The sequence below is a fragment of the Sulfitobacter sp. G21635-S1 genome, from assembly GCF_027213915.1.
Lineage (GTDB): Bacteria > Pseudomonadota > Alphaproteobacteria > Rhodobacterales > Rhodobacteraceae > Sulfitobacter.
On the sequence record NZ_JAPWGV010000004.1, the window covers coordinates 42,111 to 56,677 of the forward strand.

Here is a 14,567-nt window from a genome sequence, read left to right on the forward strand (position 1 = left end):
CCTCAAACCATGAGGCTTTCCCAGCCCCTTTGCATCCTCTATAGCGCAGATCATGAGCACAAACCCACCTGATCTTCGCCCCGATCTGGCCCCGCGCGCCCGGATCAGCGACCCCAGCCGCCCCGGCCAGCCGTCCATCGGCATGGTCAGCCTCGGCTGTCCCAAGGCACTGGTGGATTCCGAACGCATCCTGACCCGCCTGCGCGCCGAAGGCTATGGCGTTTCGCCCGATTATGCCGGGGCCGATGCGGTGATCGTGAACACCTGCGGCTTCCTCGATTCGGCCAAGGCGGAAAGCCTTGAGGCCATCGGCGAGGCGCTGGCAGAGAACGGGCGCGTGATCGTCACCGGCTGCCTGGGGGCAGAGCCGGATTACATCCGCGAACACCACCCCCGCATCCTCGCGGTGACAGGCCCGCACCAATATGAACAGGTGCTGGATGCGGTCCATGCCGCCGTGCCGCCCTCGCCCGATCCCTTTGTCGACCTGCTGCCGGCGCAACAGGTCTCCCTGACCCCGCGCCACTACAGCTATCTCAAGATTTCAGAGGGCTGTAACCACAAGTGCAAGTTCTGCATCATCCCCGACATGCGCGGGCGGCTGCAATCGCGTCCGGCCCATGCGGTGCTGCGCGAGGCCGAGAAACTGGTCGCAAACGGCGTGAAGGAACTGCTGGTGATCAGCCAGGATACCTCCGCCTATGGCGTTGACATCAAACATGCCGAAGACCGGGGGCATCGCGCCCATATCACCGATCTGGCGCGTGATCTGGGGTCGCTTGGGGCCTGGGTACGGCTGCACTACGTCTATCCCTATCCGCATGTGCGCAACCTGATACCGCTGATGGATGTGGTATCGGAATCGGGCGGGCTGGTGCTGCCCTATCTCGACATCCCGTTCCAGCACGCGCATCCGGATGTGCTCAAACGCATGGCCCGCCCCGCCGCTGCGGCGAAAACCCTGGACGAAATCGCCGCCTGGCGCGCGCAATGCCCGGACATCACCCTGCGCTCCACCTTCATCGTCGGCTACCCCGGCGAGACGGAAGCGGAGTTCCAGACCCTGCTGGACTGGCTGGACGAGGCGCAGCTCGACCGCGTCGGCTGTTTTCAATACGAGAATGTCGCGGGCGCGCGGTCCAACGACCTGCCGGACCATGTGGCACCTGAGGTCAAACAGGACCGCTGGGACCGTTTCATGGAAAAGGCGCAGGCGATTTCCGAGGCGAAGCTGGCCGCCAAGGTGGGCCGCAGGCTGGAGGTCATCGTGGACGAGATCGACGAAGACGCCGCCACCTGCCGCACCAGGGCCGATGCGCCCGAGATCGACGGCAACCTCTTCATCGACGAGGATTTTTCCGAGCTGTCCGTGGGCGATATCGTCACCGTCGAGGTCGAGGAAGCGGGCGAATACGATCTTTGGGGGCGGGTCGTTCCCGCCTGATACCCGTCACACAGAAGATGCCTGTCACAAACAAATGCCGACCCCGATCACCCGGGGCCGGCAGCTGACTTCTGTCACCGCTGTCTAGGCCGGTGCGGCGGTCTCAGCACTTCCCGAAGGATTGCTTGACCACCGTCACGCCGGCAACGGAAACGTTGACTTCGACCCCGGTGGGAATGCCGAAGGTCGTGCAGATGTGCAGGCAGGCCTGGGCTGCCGTGCCGTTCGGGATCACACTGGGAATCGGCAGGCAGATCTTGCCGATGCCAAGCGGCAGGCTGAGGCAGACCTTGCCGTTCTCGACCGTCACCTTGATACAGCCACCCGACAACTGCATGTGGGTGTTGCCGGTGATGTCCGATGTCGCGGACATTTCGGCAAGGTTGTTTTCACTGAAATGTGCGCGGGCCGATTCAATGGCCGCATTGATCTGGTCGTGGTCAAACTCATGATACGTCGTCATGTCAATTTCCTTTTAAAAATGTAGTTTGTTTAAAAAATGCACTTAATACGTGCATCTCCTGCATATCAGGTGTCCGCCACCGGTCAAGGATTCTTTCTACCACAGATAGAAATGCGCCCCTCCGGCGGAGCGGAACAGCCACCTGCGCATCGGCGGGAAATGGCGCACATCTAGTTGAAAACCCTGACCTTGCACCTACATCTAGCCTCAAGATGGGGGATCGCAGAAAGGAACACTTGCAAATGTTCCCCCTATGTTCTACATGTTGAACAATACATCCCGCGAGGTACATGAAATGTCCCTACACACAGCCACCGCCGATCTCTTCGACAGCCAAAGGGCGCAGCCCGACCTGCCGCTGGATCAGCCGCTGCCCGCCACTGAAAAGCAGATGAGCTATGCGCGCATCCTGTCCTCAAAATCCGGCGTCGCCCTGCCCAAGGGGATCGAACGCGACCGCACGGCACTCTCAAGCTGGATCGAGGCGCATAAGGCTGCGCCACCTGCGGGCAGGTTCGCCAATTACCCGTCTTCCAAGCAGGTCGCCTTTGCCGAACGCATCGCACGGCTGAAACGCGGCAGCGTCCCGCCGGAGTGTTTCCGGGACAAGACGCTGATGTCGCGCTGGATCGACAGCAACAAGCCGCGCTAGGGCAAGGCCCGATACCGGCATATGCGCTGACGCCTTCGGCGTCGGCCAGGCTGAAATCACCCCCCGCGTCAGCGAAGCTGATATCACCCTCCGCGTCAGCAAAGCTGACGACAGGTCATCATGGAAAGTTTACGACGGCATGCTAGCCTTCGCTCATGGCTTATCCATATTCCAGATCTGAAACTTGGGCGGACGGCGCGGTGCATGTCGCGGGCCTCGTGCTGGCCATTCCCGCCTCTGTCCTGCTGCTGGTTGAGGCTGCGGGTTCGCAGCGGCTGACCACCGCAGCCGCCCTTTACGCGGGCTGCATGATCTTTGCCTTTGCGGCATCGGCCATCTACCACCTGTCGCCCATCGACCGGACCCGCCCGCTGCTGAACCGGATCGACCATGCGGCGATCTATTTCAAGATCGCCGGCACCTATACGCCCTTCGTCGCGCTGATCGGCAGCGGCTTTGCCTATGCGGTGCTGGGCATCGTCTGGGCGCTGGCGCTTGTGGGCGCGGTGGCAAAACTGTGGTTCTGGGGCACCGACGGGCGCGGATCACTGGCGCTCTACCTCCTGATGGGCTGGCTGGCGGTGCTGCTGTTCTGGCCCATGTGGCAGGTGCTGCCCCCGGCGGCGCTGTTCCTCGTCAGCGTGGGCGGCATCATCTATTCGGTGGGGGCCTGGGTCTTTGCCAAACCGGCATTCCGCTTTCAGAACGCGATCTGGCACAGTTTCGTGCTCAGCGCCTCAACCTGTTTCTTTGCCGCCGTGGCCATCGCCCTCCAGATAGGCTGACACACAGGTCTGGACGTGGCGAAACCGGTCTCCGCCCAGATGCTTGCCGCCATACCAGCGGGTCACGATGATCAGATGGTCCTCCAGCCCCGCCCGTTCCAGCATCCGCAGGATCACCATGCCGGCCCCCGCCTCGCCATCGTCACCCTTGAGCGGGCCTGCCTCCGACAGCAGCACACCCCAGGTGTTATGCGTCGCCTTGGCATAGGCCTTGTCCCGCTTCAGCTCTTTCAGAACGGCATCGACCCCGGCGCGGTCCCGCACCGCCGCGCCGGAGACCGCGTATTTCGACCCCCGGTCCGTCACGATGATCCCCAGCTTTCGGGTCATGCCCGGCCCGACGGTCAAAGTCCCGCGACGGTCCGCCGCACAACCTCGATGCGCGCAGCGTTCGGCGGATGCGTGCCCAGGAACTTGTCACCCGGATCGGGAATACGGGTAAAGAACTCGGCCCCCCGCAAGGGATCATAGCCCGCCCGCGCGGTGATGATCGTGCCCAGCGCATCCGCCTCCAGCTCGAAATCCTTGGAATAGCGGCGCGCGCCCACCTCGGCCCCCAGCCGCTGCGCGTTCTGCACCGCCTCGGCACTGCCGCCGCTCAGCGTCGCCAGCCCGGCAAAGATCACCGCCCCCGCCACCGCGTTCTGCTGCTGGCGGTTGATATGCCCCGCAATGTGATGCGCCGCCTCATGCCCCAGGACAAAGGCCAGCTCATCGGCATTGCGGGCATCCGCGATCAGGCCGAGGGTGAAAAAGATCACCGGGCGGCCCTGTTTGTCCAGCGTCTGATAGGCGTTGGCGGGCTGATCCGGCCGGTCATCCACCGCGATGTTGAAATCGCAGTTCACGCCGCTGGTGCGCGCCCGGCATTCACGCTCCGCCACCGGCTCCACCGTCTTGATCACCTGGACAAAGCTGCGCGCGGCCTGGCTGCTGCTGATCCGCGGCGCGCTGGCAGCGCCGGTGCCGGAAGGCGCCGGAACAGGCTCGACCGGCACCACGTCGCAGGCCGACAGCATGGCAACGGCGGCCAGAACAAGGGCTGTCTTCTTGATCATCGGGGGGTGGTCCTCTGGGCTTTTCGGTCGCTCCCGTTTTAGCACAGCCCGCGACAGGAGCCACCCCGATCACACCACTTTAACGCGACCTCTTGCAATGGGCCTCCGAAAGGACCAGTTTCGCCTCATGTTTACGATTGAACACGAATTCGACGCCAGTGTGATCACCCTGGTCGACGAAGGCAGCGCCCCCCTGCGCGAGGATGTGACCGTACAGGCCTTCGATTCCGAGATCACATTCGAACAATGGGACCCGCGCACCGACCGGATCTCGAAAATCACGCTTTCGCCCGAGCAGCTGCGCGACCTCACCGCCGCGCTGAACCTGCCCGAAGGCATCTACCGAAGCACCCCGAAACCCTAGGAAGACAGCATGGCCACCGGCACCAACATCAAGACCTATTTCAACGGCCAGTGGCATGACGGCGACCGCATGATCATGAACGCGGCGGACCATGGCGCCTGGCTGGGCACCACCGTATTCGACGGCGCGCGGCTGTTCGACGGGATGTCGCCCGACCTCGACAAGCACTGCGCCCGCGTCAACCGCTCTGCCGCCGCGCTGATGATCACCCCGACGGTGGAACCCGACACGATGGTCGCGCTGATCCGCGAAGGCCTGGAAAGCTATGGCAGGGACCAGTCGGTCTATATCCGGCCGATGTACTGGGCGCTGGAAGGCGACGACCTGGGCGTCGTGCCGCGCGCCGGTGCCACCGGCTTTGCCATCTCGCTTGAGGAAATTCCGATGGCCCCGCCGGAAGCGGCCACAACCCTCACCCGCACCCGGTTCCGCCGCCCCGTGCTGGAGGACAATGTGGTCAACGCCAAGGCGGGCTGTCTTTACCCCAACAATGCCCGGATGCTGAACGAGGCGCGCTCAAAAGGCTTTGGCAACGCGCTGGTCGCGGATGCGATGGGCAATGTCGCGGAGACCGCGACCGCCAATATCTTCATGGTCAGGGACGGCGAGGTCTTCACCCCCATCCCCAACGGCACCTTCCTGGCCGGGATCACCCGCGCGCGGCACATCTCCAACCTCAGGGCCGATGGCCTGAAAGTGCATGAAACCGTGCTGTCGTTCGAGGATTTCCATGCCGCCGACGAGGTGTTCCTCTCGGGCAACATGATGAAGGTCACGCCGGTCAGCGCCTTTGATGACACCACCTATGAAATCGGCCCCAACGCCAACCCGGTCACCCGGCGCGCGCGGGCCCTGTATTGGGATTGGGCCGCGTCGCAGGCCTAGGCCGACAGGCACGACCCGATCCGACATGCCACAGTTTGCGATTGCCCTGTTCTGTCCCAGGGGTCATGATCGCGCCTGTAAGGGAGACCCAGATGCGCAAGTTCCTCGTGGTGCTGGACGACAGCACCGAATGCCTTAACGCGATGCGTTTCGCGGCGTTGCGCGCCGCGCGCACAGGTGGCGGTGTGACCGTTCTGGCGGTGATTCCGCCGGACGAGTTCAACCATTGGATCGGCGTGGGTGACATCATGCGTCAGGAAGCCCGCGAGCGGATCGAGGTCCATTTCGAGGTCTTTGCCAAATGGATGCGCGACAAGCAGGGCGTGGACCCTGATCTGGTCATCCGCGAGGGCGAGCCGACGGATGAGATCATCGCCCATATCGCCGAGGATTCCGACATCGGCGTCCTGGTCCTCGGGGCCTCTGCGGACAAGAAAAAGGGGCCCGGACCGCTGGTGACCCAGATGTCGCGCTCGGCGGGGTCACTGCCGGTGCCGGTCACCATCGTCCCCGGCGACATGAGCAAGGAGCGGCTGGAAGCGATCAGCTGAGCCGCCCCTTTTCGCGATCAGGCCGCCGAACGCGCCTTGGTGGCGGCAGGGGCCCGATTGAGGTTCTGGCCCCTTGGTGCTGCGGGGCGTCTTGCGCTGCGCAACATCACAGGCCCGATCAACGCCGCCAGCACCATCAGCGCCAAGGCGACAAGCGCCGCTTCGAGGCTGAAGCTCTCCACGGCCCTGCCCGGCGCAAGCACTGCCCTGACAAACAGGCCCAGGCTGAGCGGGCCAAGCATGGTCAGCACCACACAGGTCAACATGCTGAGCCCCGGCAGACGGGTCCAGCGGGCCGGTTGCGCACGCCGATGCGCGCTGTAGGCCCAGCAAAACATCAAGACCGTCACGCTTGCCGCGCTCAGGCCCAGAATAATGTCCATTTCCTTCTCCATGAAAAGGGACAGTGCAGTGCGGGCGTGCCCGCGACTCATGTCCCGATGGGCATGGAAATACGCCTGTTCGGAGGGAACTCAAAACACTATTTCGGCACCGCCCGCCCCCTGATCGCGCAGCCCGCCGGGGCGCTGCGCCCGATTTAGAATCATTCCAGACATCTTGACTTGGCGGCCCTCAACCCGCATATCTATGATAACCAGAGATAGGGAAAACCATGTTTATCCAGACCGAATCCACGCCGAACCCCGCGACGCTGAAATTCCTGCCGGGCCAGTCCGTGCTTGAGATGGGCACAGCCGATTTCCCGACAGCGGATACGGCGCAGACCTCGCCGCTGGCAACACGGCTTTTTGCGGTCGACGGGGTGACCGGCGTCTTTTTCGGCACCGACTTCGTGACGGTGACAAAGGCGGACGCGGTGGAATGGGATCATGTGAAACCCGCCCTGCTCGGCGCGATCATGGAACATTACCAATCCGGTGAAAGCGTCATGGCCGAGGATCACAAGGCCACCTCCGGCCATGCGGATCACACCGGCGAAGACGGCGAAATCGTCGGCCAGATCAAAGAGTTGCTGGACAGCCGCGTGCGCCCTGCCGTGGCGCAGGACGGCGGCGACATCACCTTCCACGGCTTCGACCGGGGCGTGGTCTATCTGCACATGCAAGGCGCCTGCGCGGGCTGCCCCTCCTCCACCCTGACCCTCAAGATGGGGATCGAGAACCTGCTGCGCCATTACATCCCCGAAGTGACAGAGGTGCGTCCGGTTGCCTGACAACCACGGCGCAGGGCCTTTGGTACTGGCATTCGACACATCGGCCGCGCATTGCGCGGCCGCTTTGCTGTCGGGTGACCGGATCCTCGCCTCGGTGCATGAAGACATGGCCAAGGGCCAGGCAGAGCGCCTGATGGACCTCTGCGCCGGGGTGCTGGAAAGCGCAGGCTATGGCTACAGCGATCTGGACGCCATCGGCGTGGGCATCGGGCCGGGCAATTTCACCGGCATCCGGATCGGCGTTTCCGCCGCGCGGGGCCTTGCGCTGGGTCTGGGCATTCCGGCGGTCGGCGTGTCGAACTTTGACGCCCTGCGCCATGGCACAAGTGGCCCCAGCGCCTGCGCCGTCGATGCACGGCGCGGGCAGGTCTATCTTCAAATCTTTGAAAACCCGTCACTTTCTCAGACCCCGGCGCTGTTCGACAGCACCGCATTGCCCGCATTCGACGGCCCGCTGATCGGCGCGGGCGGCCAGCCCCCGATCCACCCGGTGGCCGAGGCCATCGCCCATCTTGCGGCCCTCCGCCATGCCACCACCACGCAACGGCCCGCCCCGCTCTACCTGCGGCCTGCCGATGCCGCCCCGGCCCGCGACGCCCCGCCGACCATCCTGCCATGACCCCGGCACGGCTGGCAGAATTGCACGCGGCGGCCTTTACCCATGAGCGCCCCTGGTCCGCCGCCGAAATGGCCAGCCTTCTGGACAGCCCGCATGTCACCCTGCTGCCCCATCCGCATGGTTTTGCCCTGACCCGGCTGATCCTGGACGAGGCCGAATTGCTGACCCTGGCGGTGGACCCCGCACACCAGCGCCAGGGCATCGGGGACAGCCTGATGCAAAGCTGGCTCGCCCGGCTTGAAACCCGCGCCGCCACTGCCTTTCTTGAGGTTGCCGCCGACAACACCCCGGCCCGCGCGCTCTATCAGCGCCACGGCTTTGCGGTGATCAGCACGCGCCCGGGCTATTACCGCCGCACCCCCGGCCCGAATGCCGACGCCCTGATCATGCAGCGCTACCTTCCGTACGGTAAGCCTCGCGATTAAGCCCCCATGGTCACAGAAAGCTGTTGACCCTCCCCCCTGCCTGCGCCCTAAATTGATCCTGATCATCTGATCTTGGGCAGGGTGCCACAGGCGCCCCGCCCCAACATGAAAAACTGGGAGACTGATATGACCCTTATGACCAAATTCATGGGTGCCGTCGCCGCCACCGCGCTTTGCGCCGGTGCCGCACTGGCCGAACCCGCACTGATCTTTGACCTTGGCGGCAAATTCGACAAAAGCTTCAACGAAGCCGCTTTTGGCGGTGCGCAGCGTTGGGCCGAGGAAACCGGCGGCACCTTCCGCGAAATCGAACTGCAATCCGAAGCGCAGCGCGAACAAGCCCTGCGCCGTTTCGCCGAAGCGGGCAACAATCCCATCGTGATGACCGGCTTTGCCTTTGGTGACGTGCTCAGCCAGGTCGCGCCCGATTATCCCGAAACCGATTTCGCGATCATCGACATGGTGGTGGATCAGCCCAACGTCCGCTCCGTCGTGTTCAACGAACACGAAGGGTCCTATCTGGTCGGCATGATGGCGGCCATGGCCTCCGAATCGAACACCGTCGGCTTCATCGGCGGCATGGACATCCCGCTGATCCGCAAGTTCGCCTGCGGCTATGCACAGGGCGTCAAGGCGGCCAATCCGGATGCAACAGTCGTCGCCAACATGACCGGCACCACACCCGCCGCCTGGAACGACCCGGTGAAAGGCTCCGAACTGACCAAGGCGCAGATCTCCCAGGGTGCCGACGTTGTCTATGCCGCGGCCGGCGGCACCGGTGTGGGCGTTCTGCAGACCGCCGCCGATGAGGGGATCCTCTCCATCGGTGTGGACAGCAACCAGAACCACCTGCACCCCGGCAAGGTCCTGACCTCCATGCTCAAGCGCGTCGACAACGCGGTCTACCAGGCCTTCACCGACGGCCCCGGCATGGAAAAGGGCTTTAACGTCATGGGCGTTGCCAATGGCGGGATCGGCTATGCGATGGACGAAAACAACGCCGACCTGGTGACCGAAGAGATGCAGACCGCCGTGGACGCAGCAGCGGCACAAATTGCGGATGGCTCGCTTCAGGTCCACGACTACATGTCCGACGACACCTGCCCGGCGCTGGACTTCTAAGCGCATGGAAGCGGACAAGAACACGGGGCAGCCGGAGACGGCTGCCCCGGCCATCGAGCTGAAGGGCATTTCCAAGGCTTTCGGCCCGGTCCAGGCAAACAAGGACATTTCCATCCGCGTGATGCCCGGCACGATCCACGGCATCATCGGCGAAAACGGCGCGGGCAAATCCACGCTGATGTCGATCCTCTACGGCTTCTACAAGGCTGACAGGGGCGAAATCTTCATCTCCGGCCGCAAGGCCAATATCACCGACAGCCAGGCGGCCATCGCCAGCGGCATCGGCATGGTGTTCCAGCACTTCAAACTGGTTGAAAATTTTACCGTCCTCGAAAACATCATTCTGGGGGCCGAAGACGGGCGCATGCTCAAACCCTCGCTGGCCAAGGCGCGCCGCGCGCTGGTGGAACTGGCCGCGGATTACGGGCTGAACGTGGACCCGGACGCCCGCATCGAAGACATCGGCGTCGGCATGCAGCAGCGGGTGGAAATCCTCAAGGCGCTCTACCGGCAGGCCGATATCCTGATCCTGGACGAACCCACCGGCGTGCTGACCCCGGCAGAGGCGGATCAGCTGTTCCGCATCCTCGCCCGGCTGCGCGAAGAGGGCAAGACGATCATCCTGATCACCCACAAGCTGCGCGAGATCATGGAGATCACCGATACCGTCAGCGTCATGCGGCGCGGCGAAATGACCGCCACGGTCAAGACCGCGGAGACCTCCCCCGCTGAACTCGCCGAACTGATGGTGGGCCGCAAGGTCCTGTTGCGGGTGGATAAAACCCCCGCCACACCGGGCGATGTCGTGCTGGATGTGCAGGGCCTGCGGGTCATCGACGAACACAAGGTGGAACGCCTGCGCGGCATCGACCTGCAAGTCCGCGCCGGAGAGATCGTCGGCATCGCGGGCGTCGCGGGCAACGGGCAGTCGGAACTGCTCGAAGTGCTGGGCGGCATGCAGACCGGTCAGGGCAAGGTCATGCTGAACGGCCAGCCGCTGGACCTGACGGGCCGCCAGTCCGATGGCAAGACCCGGCGCAGGAACGGCATCGCCCATGTGCCCGAAGACCGCCAACGCGAAGGGCTGATCATGGATTTCCAGGCCTGGGAAAACACCGCCTTCGGCTATCACGACGATCCCGCCTACCGCAGCGGCATCCTGATGAACAACGCCGCGATCCGCGCCGATACCGCCGAAAAAATGGAACGTTTCGACGTGCGCCCCCCGAACCCGCGGCTGGCGGCCAAGAATTTCTCCGGCGGCAACCAGCAAAAGGTCGTGCTCGCCCGCGAGATCGAGCGGAACCCCGACCTGCTGCTGATCGGCCAGCCCACGCGCGGCGTGGACATCGGCGCGATCGAATTCATCCACCAACAGGTCGTCGCCCTGCGCGATCAGGGCAAGGCGATCCTGCTGGTCTCGGTCGAGCTTGAGGAAATCCTGGCCCTGTCCGACCGCATCGCGGTGATGTTCGACGGCCGCATCATGGGCGAACGCCTGCCCGACCAGACCAATGAGGCGGAACTGGGCCTGCTGATGGCCGGCATCACCGACACAGAACACGCGCATTCCGTGGAAGAGATCGAAGCCAATCTCGCCCATGTCCACGCTGCGGAAAAGGGAAACTGACATGGACGTGATGCCAAAATGGGCCGAAGTGGTCCTTGTCCCGCTGATCTCGCTCCTGCTGGCGGCGATCATCTCGGCGCTGGTGATCCTGGCCATCGGAGAAGACCCGGTGGCGGCGACCAGGCTGATGGTCGAAGGGGCCGTCGGATCGGTGCGCGGCTGGGGCTATACGCTTTATTACGCGACGAATTTCATCTTTACCGGGCTTGCGGTTGCCGTGGCCTTCCATGCGCGGCTGTTCAACATCGGCGGGGAGGGTCAGGCGATGCTGGGCGGTCTTGGCGTGGCGCTGGCGCTGCTGTTCATCCCCTGGCCGCACTGGACCATCGGTCTGATTGCCGCCGCGCTGGGGGCTGCGGTCTTTGGGGCCGCATGGGCCTTCATCCCGGCCTACCTGCAGGCCAGACGCGGCAGCCATATCGTGATCACCACGATCATGTTCAACTTCATCGCCTCCGCCCTGCTGATCTATCTGCTGAACGAATTCCTCAAGCCCGTGGGCCAGGCCGACCCTTCCAGCGCGCGCTTTGCCGACCATCTTGACCTGCCGACGCTGAATTCCGTGCTGACCGGCATGGGCATCAAGGCCTCCAAGGACGACAGCGTGAACGTCACCTTCCTGATCGCCCTGGCCAGTGCCGTGGCAGTCTGGGTGCTGATGTGGCGCACCAGGCTGGGCTATGAGATCCGCGCCTTCGGCCATTCGGAATCGGCGGCGAAATACGCGGGCATCAACCCGGTGCGCATTACCGTGATCACCATGCTGATTTCGGGCGGGCTGGCCGGGCTGATGGGGGTGAACACCGTCATGGGCGAAAGCGAGAAACTGCTGCTGAACTCAACCGAGGGGGCAGGTTTCATCGGCATCGCCGTGGCGCTGATGGGGCGCAGCCACCCGGTGGGCGTGGTGATCGCCGCGATCCTCTTTGGCTTTCTCTACCAGGGCGGTGCCGAACTGGCGCTCTGGACCAGCATCCCGCGCGAATTGATCGTGGTGATCCAGGCGCTGGTGATCCTGTTCACCGGGGCGCTGGACAATATGGTGCGGATGCCGCTTGAACGCATGTTCCTCGCCGCCCGCCTGCGCCGCGCGCCCGGCCCCGAACGCAAACCGGCGGAGCCTGCGAAATAATGGATTACACCACCCTCATCCAACTGCTCGATTCCACCGTGCGCTTTGCCACGCCGCTGCTGCTGGCCTGCCTTGCGGGCCTGTTCAGCGAACGCGCGGGCATCTTCGACATCGGGCTGGAAGGCAAGATGCTGGCCGCCGCCTTCTTCACCGCCGCCGTCGCCTCGCTGACCGGATCGGCCTGGATCGGCCTGATGGGCGGCATCGCGGCCTCGCTGGTGCTGGCGGGCATCCACGGGGTCGCCTCCATCACCTTTCGCGGCAACCAGCTGATTTCCGGCGTCGCGATCAATGCCCTGGCCGCCGGCATGACAGTGCTGATCGCCCAGGACTGGTTCCGCCAGGGCGGACGCACACCGCCGCTGGCCGGCAATGCCCGCTTCGAGGGGATCACCCTGCCCGGGGCCGAGGCCCTGGCCGATGTGCCGGTGATCGGCCCGCTTTATGCCGATCTGGTCTCGGGCCATTCGGTGCTGGTCTATATCGCCTTCCTCGCCGTGCCGCTGACCTGGTGGGTGCTGTTCCGCACCCGCTTCGGGTTGCGCCTGCGCGCGGTGGGGGAAAACCCTGCCGCCGTCGATACCGCCGGTGTCTCGGTTGTCGGGCTGCGCTATGCCGCCGTGATGATCTGCGGCGTGCTCTGCGGCATTGCGGGCGCCTACCTCAGCACCGCGCTGCAGGCGGGCTTCGTCAAGGACATGTCCGCAGGCCGCGGTTTCATCGCCCTGGCCGCGCTGATCTTTGCCAAATGGCGGCCCTGGTACGCGCTCTGGGCAACCCTGCTCTTCGGGCTCTTCGGCGCGCTGGAAACCCGCCCCGACGTGATCCAGGCGGTGATCGGCCTCAAGGTGCCCGGCCCCCTGCTGGGCGGGCTGCCCTATGTCATGACGGTTGTCATCCTCGCCGGTTTCGTGGGCAAGGCGATCCCGCCGCGCGCCGGGGGCGAACCCTATGTCAAGGAACGCTGAGCCCCTGCTCTTTTTGGCCCCAAATATCCAATCCCGCCGCCCCTGCGCGCGCTGACACCTCGGGGTGCCGGAGTTTTGCAAAACTCCGGTCCGAATTATTCCAATAATTCGGCGCCGCGGCTCAAATGTCGATGTCGGCCCAGATCAGATGATGGTCCGACGCCGCGTGATGCCGCGCCGTCAGCTCCGCATAGACCTCCCAGCGCGGCGGGCGCGACCCGGGCCATGCGCCCTTGCGGAAAATTCCCCCGCCGGTCACCCGGTCAAACAGTGCGGGCGACAACAGCAGATAGTCGATCTTGTCATCGTCGTTGCCCAGGGCATAGGTCCCGATTCCGCGCTGCCCGTTGTTCGCATTGAACTCGAAATCCGTGAAATTCGGATGTTCCGACACATCGCGCAGATCACTGGTCAGTAGCGGCGCCAGCTCCGCGCTGTCGGGCGTGTCGTTCAGATCCCCCAGCACCACGATATGTTCAAACCCCTCGTCGCGCAGCCGCCGGTAATAACCCGCCACCGCCTGCGCCTGCCCCAGCCGCCTGGCCCGCGAGGTGGGATCATTGCCGCCGAACTTGCTCTTGAAATGGTTGGCCAGCACCATGATCACCGCCCCCGACGGGGTCGTGACCTCGTATTCCGGGCAATCGCGGCTGAAAATCGCATTGCCGTCCGGCCTGCGGTCATCCGCATGGCTGCGCACCCGCCCGATCGGAAAACCCGCGCGGGTGGCAAGCCCCACGTCAATGCCGCGCTGGTCATTGCCGTCGATCAGCATCACATGGGCATAGGTCTCCGGCAGGTTCAGCTTCCTGGCCATGATCTCCTGAAAGGTCTTCAGCACCGGGCGGCTCTCTGCCTCGATCATCGCCAGCACATCCGCCCCGGCATCAAAGATCACCCGGGCGGTCAGCAGGATCGCGGTGGCATCCACGGTTTCGGTCTTCAGCTCCACCCAGCCGATCCAGTCCTCGCGCCCCGCCGCCACGATCTCGCGCGGCTTGCTGCGGTCGCGCGGACGCCGGATCAGCTGGCCGCGGATCTTGCGCAGGCGCACAAAGGGCCCCTCGTTGTCATTCAGCATCCCCAGCATGCTCAGCAGATCCAGCATCCGCGCCTTGTCGGCCTCCGAATAGACCGGCTTTTCGAAAAGCGTGTTGATCTCGGCATGGGCATCCAGAACCTGCTGGTGGCTGCCACTGTCGTCGTTGAACACACGGGCGCGGTCGAACAGGTTCTCGACGTTATAGGCTGCAATACGCATCTGGATAATCCCTTGGCTTTGAATGGCCGCAGGA

18 protein-coding genes are annotated in these 14,567 nt (G+C 64.2%); 13 read left to right on the forward strand and 5 right to left on the reverse strand.

All coding sequences use genetic code 11. The annotated features are described in order from the left end of the window. The first annotated feature begins 52 nt into the window (after positions 1-52). A complete protein-coding gene (gene rimO / locus O4H53_RS05995) occupies positions 53-1,444 on the forward strand; it encodes a 30S ribosomal protein S12 methylthiotransferase RimO (RefSeq protein WP_269362144.1) in 1,392 nt (463 codons plus the stop codon). A 103-nt stretch (positions 1,445-1,547) separates the two neighbouring features. Here rimO and O4H53_RS06000 read toward each other — a convergent pair whose 3' ends face one another. Beyond that, the gene (locus O4H53_RS06000) at positions 1,548-1,907 is read right to left on the reverse strand and encodes a hypothetical protein (RefSeq protein ID WP_269362146.1); all 360 of its coding nucleotides are present in this window, start codon (positions 1,905-1,907) and stop codon (positions 1,548-1,550) included. A 295-nt stretch (positions 1,908-2,202) separates the two neighbouring features. Here O4H53_RS06000 and O4H53_RS06005 point away from each other — a divergent pair, with 295 nt between their 5' ends. Both O4H53_RS06005 and trhA read left to right on the forward strand, forming a co-directional pair. Next, on the forward strand, positions 2,203-2,559 hold the full coding sequence (locus O4H53_RS06005; RefSeq protein ID WP_269362148.1) for a hypothetical protein: 357 nt from the start codon (positions 2,203-2,205) through the stop codon (positions 2,557-2,559). 155 nt (positions 2,560-2,714) lie between these two features. Continuing rightward, positions 2,715-3,344 (forward strand): PAQR family membrane homeostasis protein TrhA, encoded by a 630-nt coding sequence (gene trhA, locus O4H53_RS06010; RefSeq protein ID WP_114274699.1) that lies wholly within the window; start codon positions 2,715-2,717, stop codon positions 3,342-3,344. On the opposite strand, the gene O4H53_RS06015 is transcribed toward trhA, so the two are convergent. Further along, positions 3,297-3,674 (reverse strand): YigZ family protein, encoded by a 378-nt coding sequence (locus tag O4H53_RS06015; RefSeq protein ID WP_269362151.1) that lies wholly within the window; start codon positions 3,672-3,674, stop codon positions 3,297-3,299. The two genes, trhA and O4H53_RS06015, sit on opposite strands and share 48 nt — an antisense overlap. A gap of 14 nt (positions 3,675-3,688) precedes the next feature. Next, positions 3,689-4,402 carry a M48 family metallopeptidase gene (locus O4H53_RS06020; RefSeq protein ID WP_269362153.1) on the reverse strand — a complete coding sequence of 238 codons (714 nt, stop codon included), beginning with the start codon at positions 4,400-4,402 and terminating at the stop codon, positions 3,689-3,691. 127 nt (positions 4,403-4,529) lie between these two features. On the opposite strand from O4H53_RS06020, the gene O4H53_RS06025 reads away from it, so the two are divergent. The 3 genes from O4H53_RS06025 to O4H53_RS06035 all read left to right on the forward strand — a co-directional run bounded on the left by O4H53_RS06025 (position 4,530) and on the right by O4H53_RS06035 (position 6,202). Continuing rightward, positions 4,530-4,766, forward strand: a complete 237-nt coding sequence (locus O4H53_RS06025) for a hypothetical protein (RefSeq protein ID WP_114274702.1) — start codon at positions 4,530-4,532, stop codon at positions 4,764-4,766. Positions 4,767-4,775: 9 nt separating this feature from the next. After that, on the forward strand, positions 4,776-5,651 hold the full coding sequence (locus O4H53_RS06030) for a branched-chain amino acid aminotransferase (protein ID WP_269362155.1): 876 nt from the start codon (positions 4,776-4,778) through the stop codon (positions 5,649-5,651). Positions 5,652-5,743: 92 nt separating this feature from the next. Then, on the forward strand, positions 5,744-6,202 hold the full coding sequence (locus O4H53_RS06035) for a universal stress protein (RefSeq protein ID WP_067296911.1): 459 nt from the start codon (positions 5,744-5,746) through the stop codon (positions 6,200-6,202). A 17-nt stretch (positions 6,203-6,219) separates the two neighbouring features. Here the strand turns inward: O4H53_RS06035 and O4H53_RS06040 are convergent, their stop codons facing one another. Beyond that, positions 6,220-6,585, reverse strand: coding sequence for a hypothetical protein (locus tag O4H53_RS06040; protein ID WP_269362157.1), 366 nt, complete (start codon positions 6,583-6,585; stop codon positions 6,220-6,222). 230 nt (positions 6,586-6,815) lie between these two features. Here O4H53_RS06040 and O4H53_RS06045 point away from each other — a divergent pair, with 230 nt between their 5' ends. The 7 genes from O4H53_RS06045 (at position 6,816) to O4H53_RS06075 (ending at position 13,272) form a co-directional block, all read left to right on the forward strand. Continuing rightward, positions 6,816-7,376 (forward strand): NifU family protein, encoded by a 561-nt coding sequence (locus O4H53_RS06045; RefSeq protein ID WP_114274726.1) that lies wholly within the window; start codon positions 6,816-6,818, stop codon positions 7,374-7,376. After that, positions 7,369-7,995, forward strand: a complete 627-nt coding sequence (tsaB, locus tag O4H53_RS06050) for a tRNA (adenosine(37)-N6)-threonylcarbamoyltransferase complex dimerization subunit type 1 TsaB (protein ID WP_269362159.1) — start codon at positions 7,369-7,371, stop codon at positions 7,993-7,995. The genes O4H53_RS06045 and tsaB overlap by 8 nt, the downstream gene beginning before the upstream one ends. Further along, positions 7,992-8,420 (forward strand): ribosomal protein S18-alanine N-acetyltransferase, encoded by a 429-nt coding sequence (gene rimI, locus O4H53_RS06055; RefSeq protein ID WP_269362160.1) that lies wholly within the window; start codon positions 7,992-7,994, stop codon positions 8,418-8,420. The genes tsaB and rimI overlap by 4 nt, the downstream gene beginning before the upstream one ends. 126 nt (positions 8,421-8,546) lie before the next feature. After that, positions 8,547-9,542, forward strand: coding sequence for a BMP family lipoprotein (locus tag O4H53_RS06060; protein WP_114274729.1), 996 nt, complete (start codon positions 8,547-8,549; stop codon positions 9,540-9,542). Between the two features lie 4 nt (positions 9,543-9,546). Further along, complete coding sequence (locus tag O4H53_RS06065; RefSeq protein WP_269362162.1) at positions 9,547-11,172, forward strand: ABC transporter ATP-binding protein; 1,626 nt, start codon at positions 9,547-9,549, stop codon at positions 11,170-11,172. Between the two features lies 1 nt (position 11,173). Further along, positions 11,174-12,304 (forward strand): ABC transporter permease, encoded by a 1,131-nt coding sequence (locus tag O4H53_RS06070; protein WP_269362164.1) that lies wholly within the window; start codon positions 11,174-11,176, stop codon positions 12,302-12,304. Next, positions 12,304-13,272 (forward strand): ABC transporter permease, encoded by a 969-nt coding sequence (locus O4H53_RS06075; RefSeq protein WP_269362166.1) that lies wholly within the window; start codon positions 12,304-12,306, stop codon positions 13,270-13,272. Before O4H53_RS06070 ends, O4H53_RS06075 begins: the two co-directional genes overlap by 1 nt. Before the next feature lie 121 nt (positions 13,273-13,393). Here O4H53_RS06075 and O4H53_RS06080 read toward each other — a convergent pair whose 3' ends face one another. Beyond that, a complete protein-coding gene (locus O4H53_RS06080) occupies positions 13,394-14,533 on the reverse strand; it encodes an endonuclease/exonuclease/phosphatase family protein (RefSeq protein ID WP_269362167.1) in 1,140 nt (379 codons plus the stop codon). Positions 14,534-14,567: the final 34 nt, after the last annotated feature.

What these genes read in the sequence shown, in the direction of transcription:
- O4H53_RS06075 (WP_269362166.1), top strand. Translation starts at nt 12,304, where the DNA reads ATGGATTACACCACCCTCATCCAACTGCTCGATTCCACCGTGCGCTTT.
- O4H53_RS06005 (WP_269362148.1), top strand. Translation starts at nt 2,203, where the DNA reads ATGTCCCTACACACAGCCACCGCCGATCTCTTCGACAGCCAAAGGGCG.
- O4H53_RS06045 (WP_114274726.1), top strand. Translation starts at nt 6,816, where the DNA reads ATGTTTATCCAGACCGAATCCACGCCGAACCCCGCGACGCTGAAATTC.
- rimI (WP_269362160.1), top strand. Translation starts at nt 7,992, where the DNA reads ATGACCCCGGCACGGCTGGCAGAATTGCACGCGGCGGCCTTTACCCAT.
- O4H53_RS06035 (WP_067296911.1), top strand. Translation starts at nt 5,744, where the DNA reads ATGCGCAAGTTCCTCGTGGTGCTGGACGACAGCACCGAATGCCTTAAC.
- O4H53_RS06030 (WP_269362155.1), top strand. Translation starts at nt 4,776, where the DNA reads ATGGCCACCGGCACCAACATCAAGACCTATTTCAACGGCCAGTGGCAT.
- O4H53_RS06080 (WP_269362167.1), bottom strand. Translation starts at nt 14,533, where the DNA reads ATGCGTATTGCAGCCTATAACGTCGAGAACCTGTTCGACCGCGCCCGT.
- O4H53_RS06070 (WP_269362164.1), top strand. Translation starts at nt 11,174, where the DNA reads ATGGACGTGATGCCAAAATGGGCCGAAGTGGTCCTTGTCCCGCTGATC.
- O4H53_RS06020 (WP_269362153.1), bottom strand. Translation starts at nt 4,402, where the DNA reads ATGATCAAGAAGACAGCCCTTGTTCTGGCCGCCGTTGCCATGCTGTCG.
- O4H53_RS06040 (WP_269362157.1), bottom strand. Translation starts at nt 6,585, where the DNA reads ATGGACATTATTCTGGGCCTGAGCGCGGCAAGCGTGACGGTCTTGATG.
- O4H53_RS06025 (WP_114274702.1), top strand. Translation starts at nt 4,530, where the DNA reads ATGTTTACGATTGAACACGAATTCGACGCCAGTGTGATCACCCTGGTC.
- rimO (WP_269362144.1), top strand. Translation starts at nt 53, where the DNA reads ATGAGCACAAACCCACCTGATCTTCGCCCCGATCTGGCCCCGCGCGCC.
- trhA (WP_114274699.1), top strand. Translation starts at nt 2,715, where the DNA reads ATGGCTTATCCATATTCCAGATCTGAAACTTGGGCGGACGGCGCGGTG.
- O4H53_RS06060 (WP_114274729.1), top strand. Translation starts at nt 8,547, where the DNA reads ATGACCCTTATGACCAAATTCATGGGTGCCGTCGCCGCCACCGCGCTT.
- O4H53_RS06015 (WP_269362151.1), bottom strand. Translation starts at nt 3,674, where the DNA reads ATGACCCGAAAGCTGGGGATCATCGTGACGGACCGGGGGTCGAAATAC.
- O4H53_RS06000 (WP_269362146.1), bottom strand. Translation starts at nt 1,907, where the DNA reads ATGACGACGTATCATGAGTTTGACCACGACCAGATCAATGCGGCCATT.
- O4H53_RS06065 (WP_269362162.1), top strand. Translation starts at nt 9,547, where the DNA reads ATGGAAGCGGACAAGAACACGGGGCAGCCGGAGACGGCTGCCCCGGCC.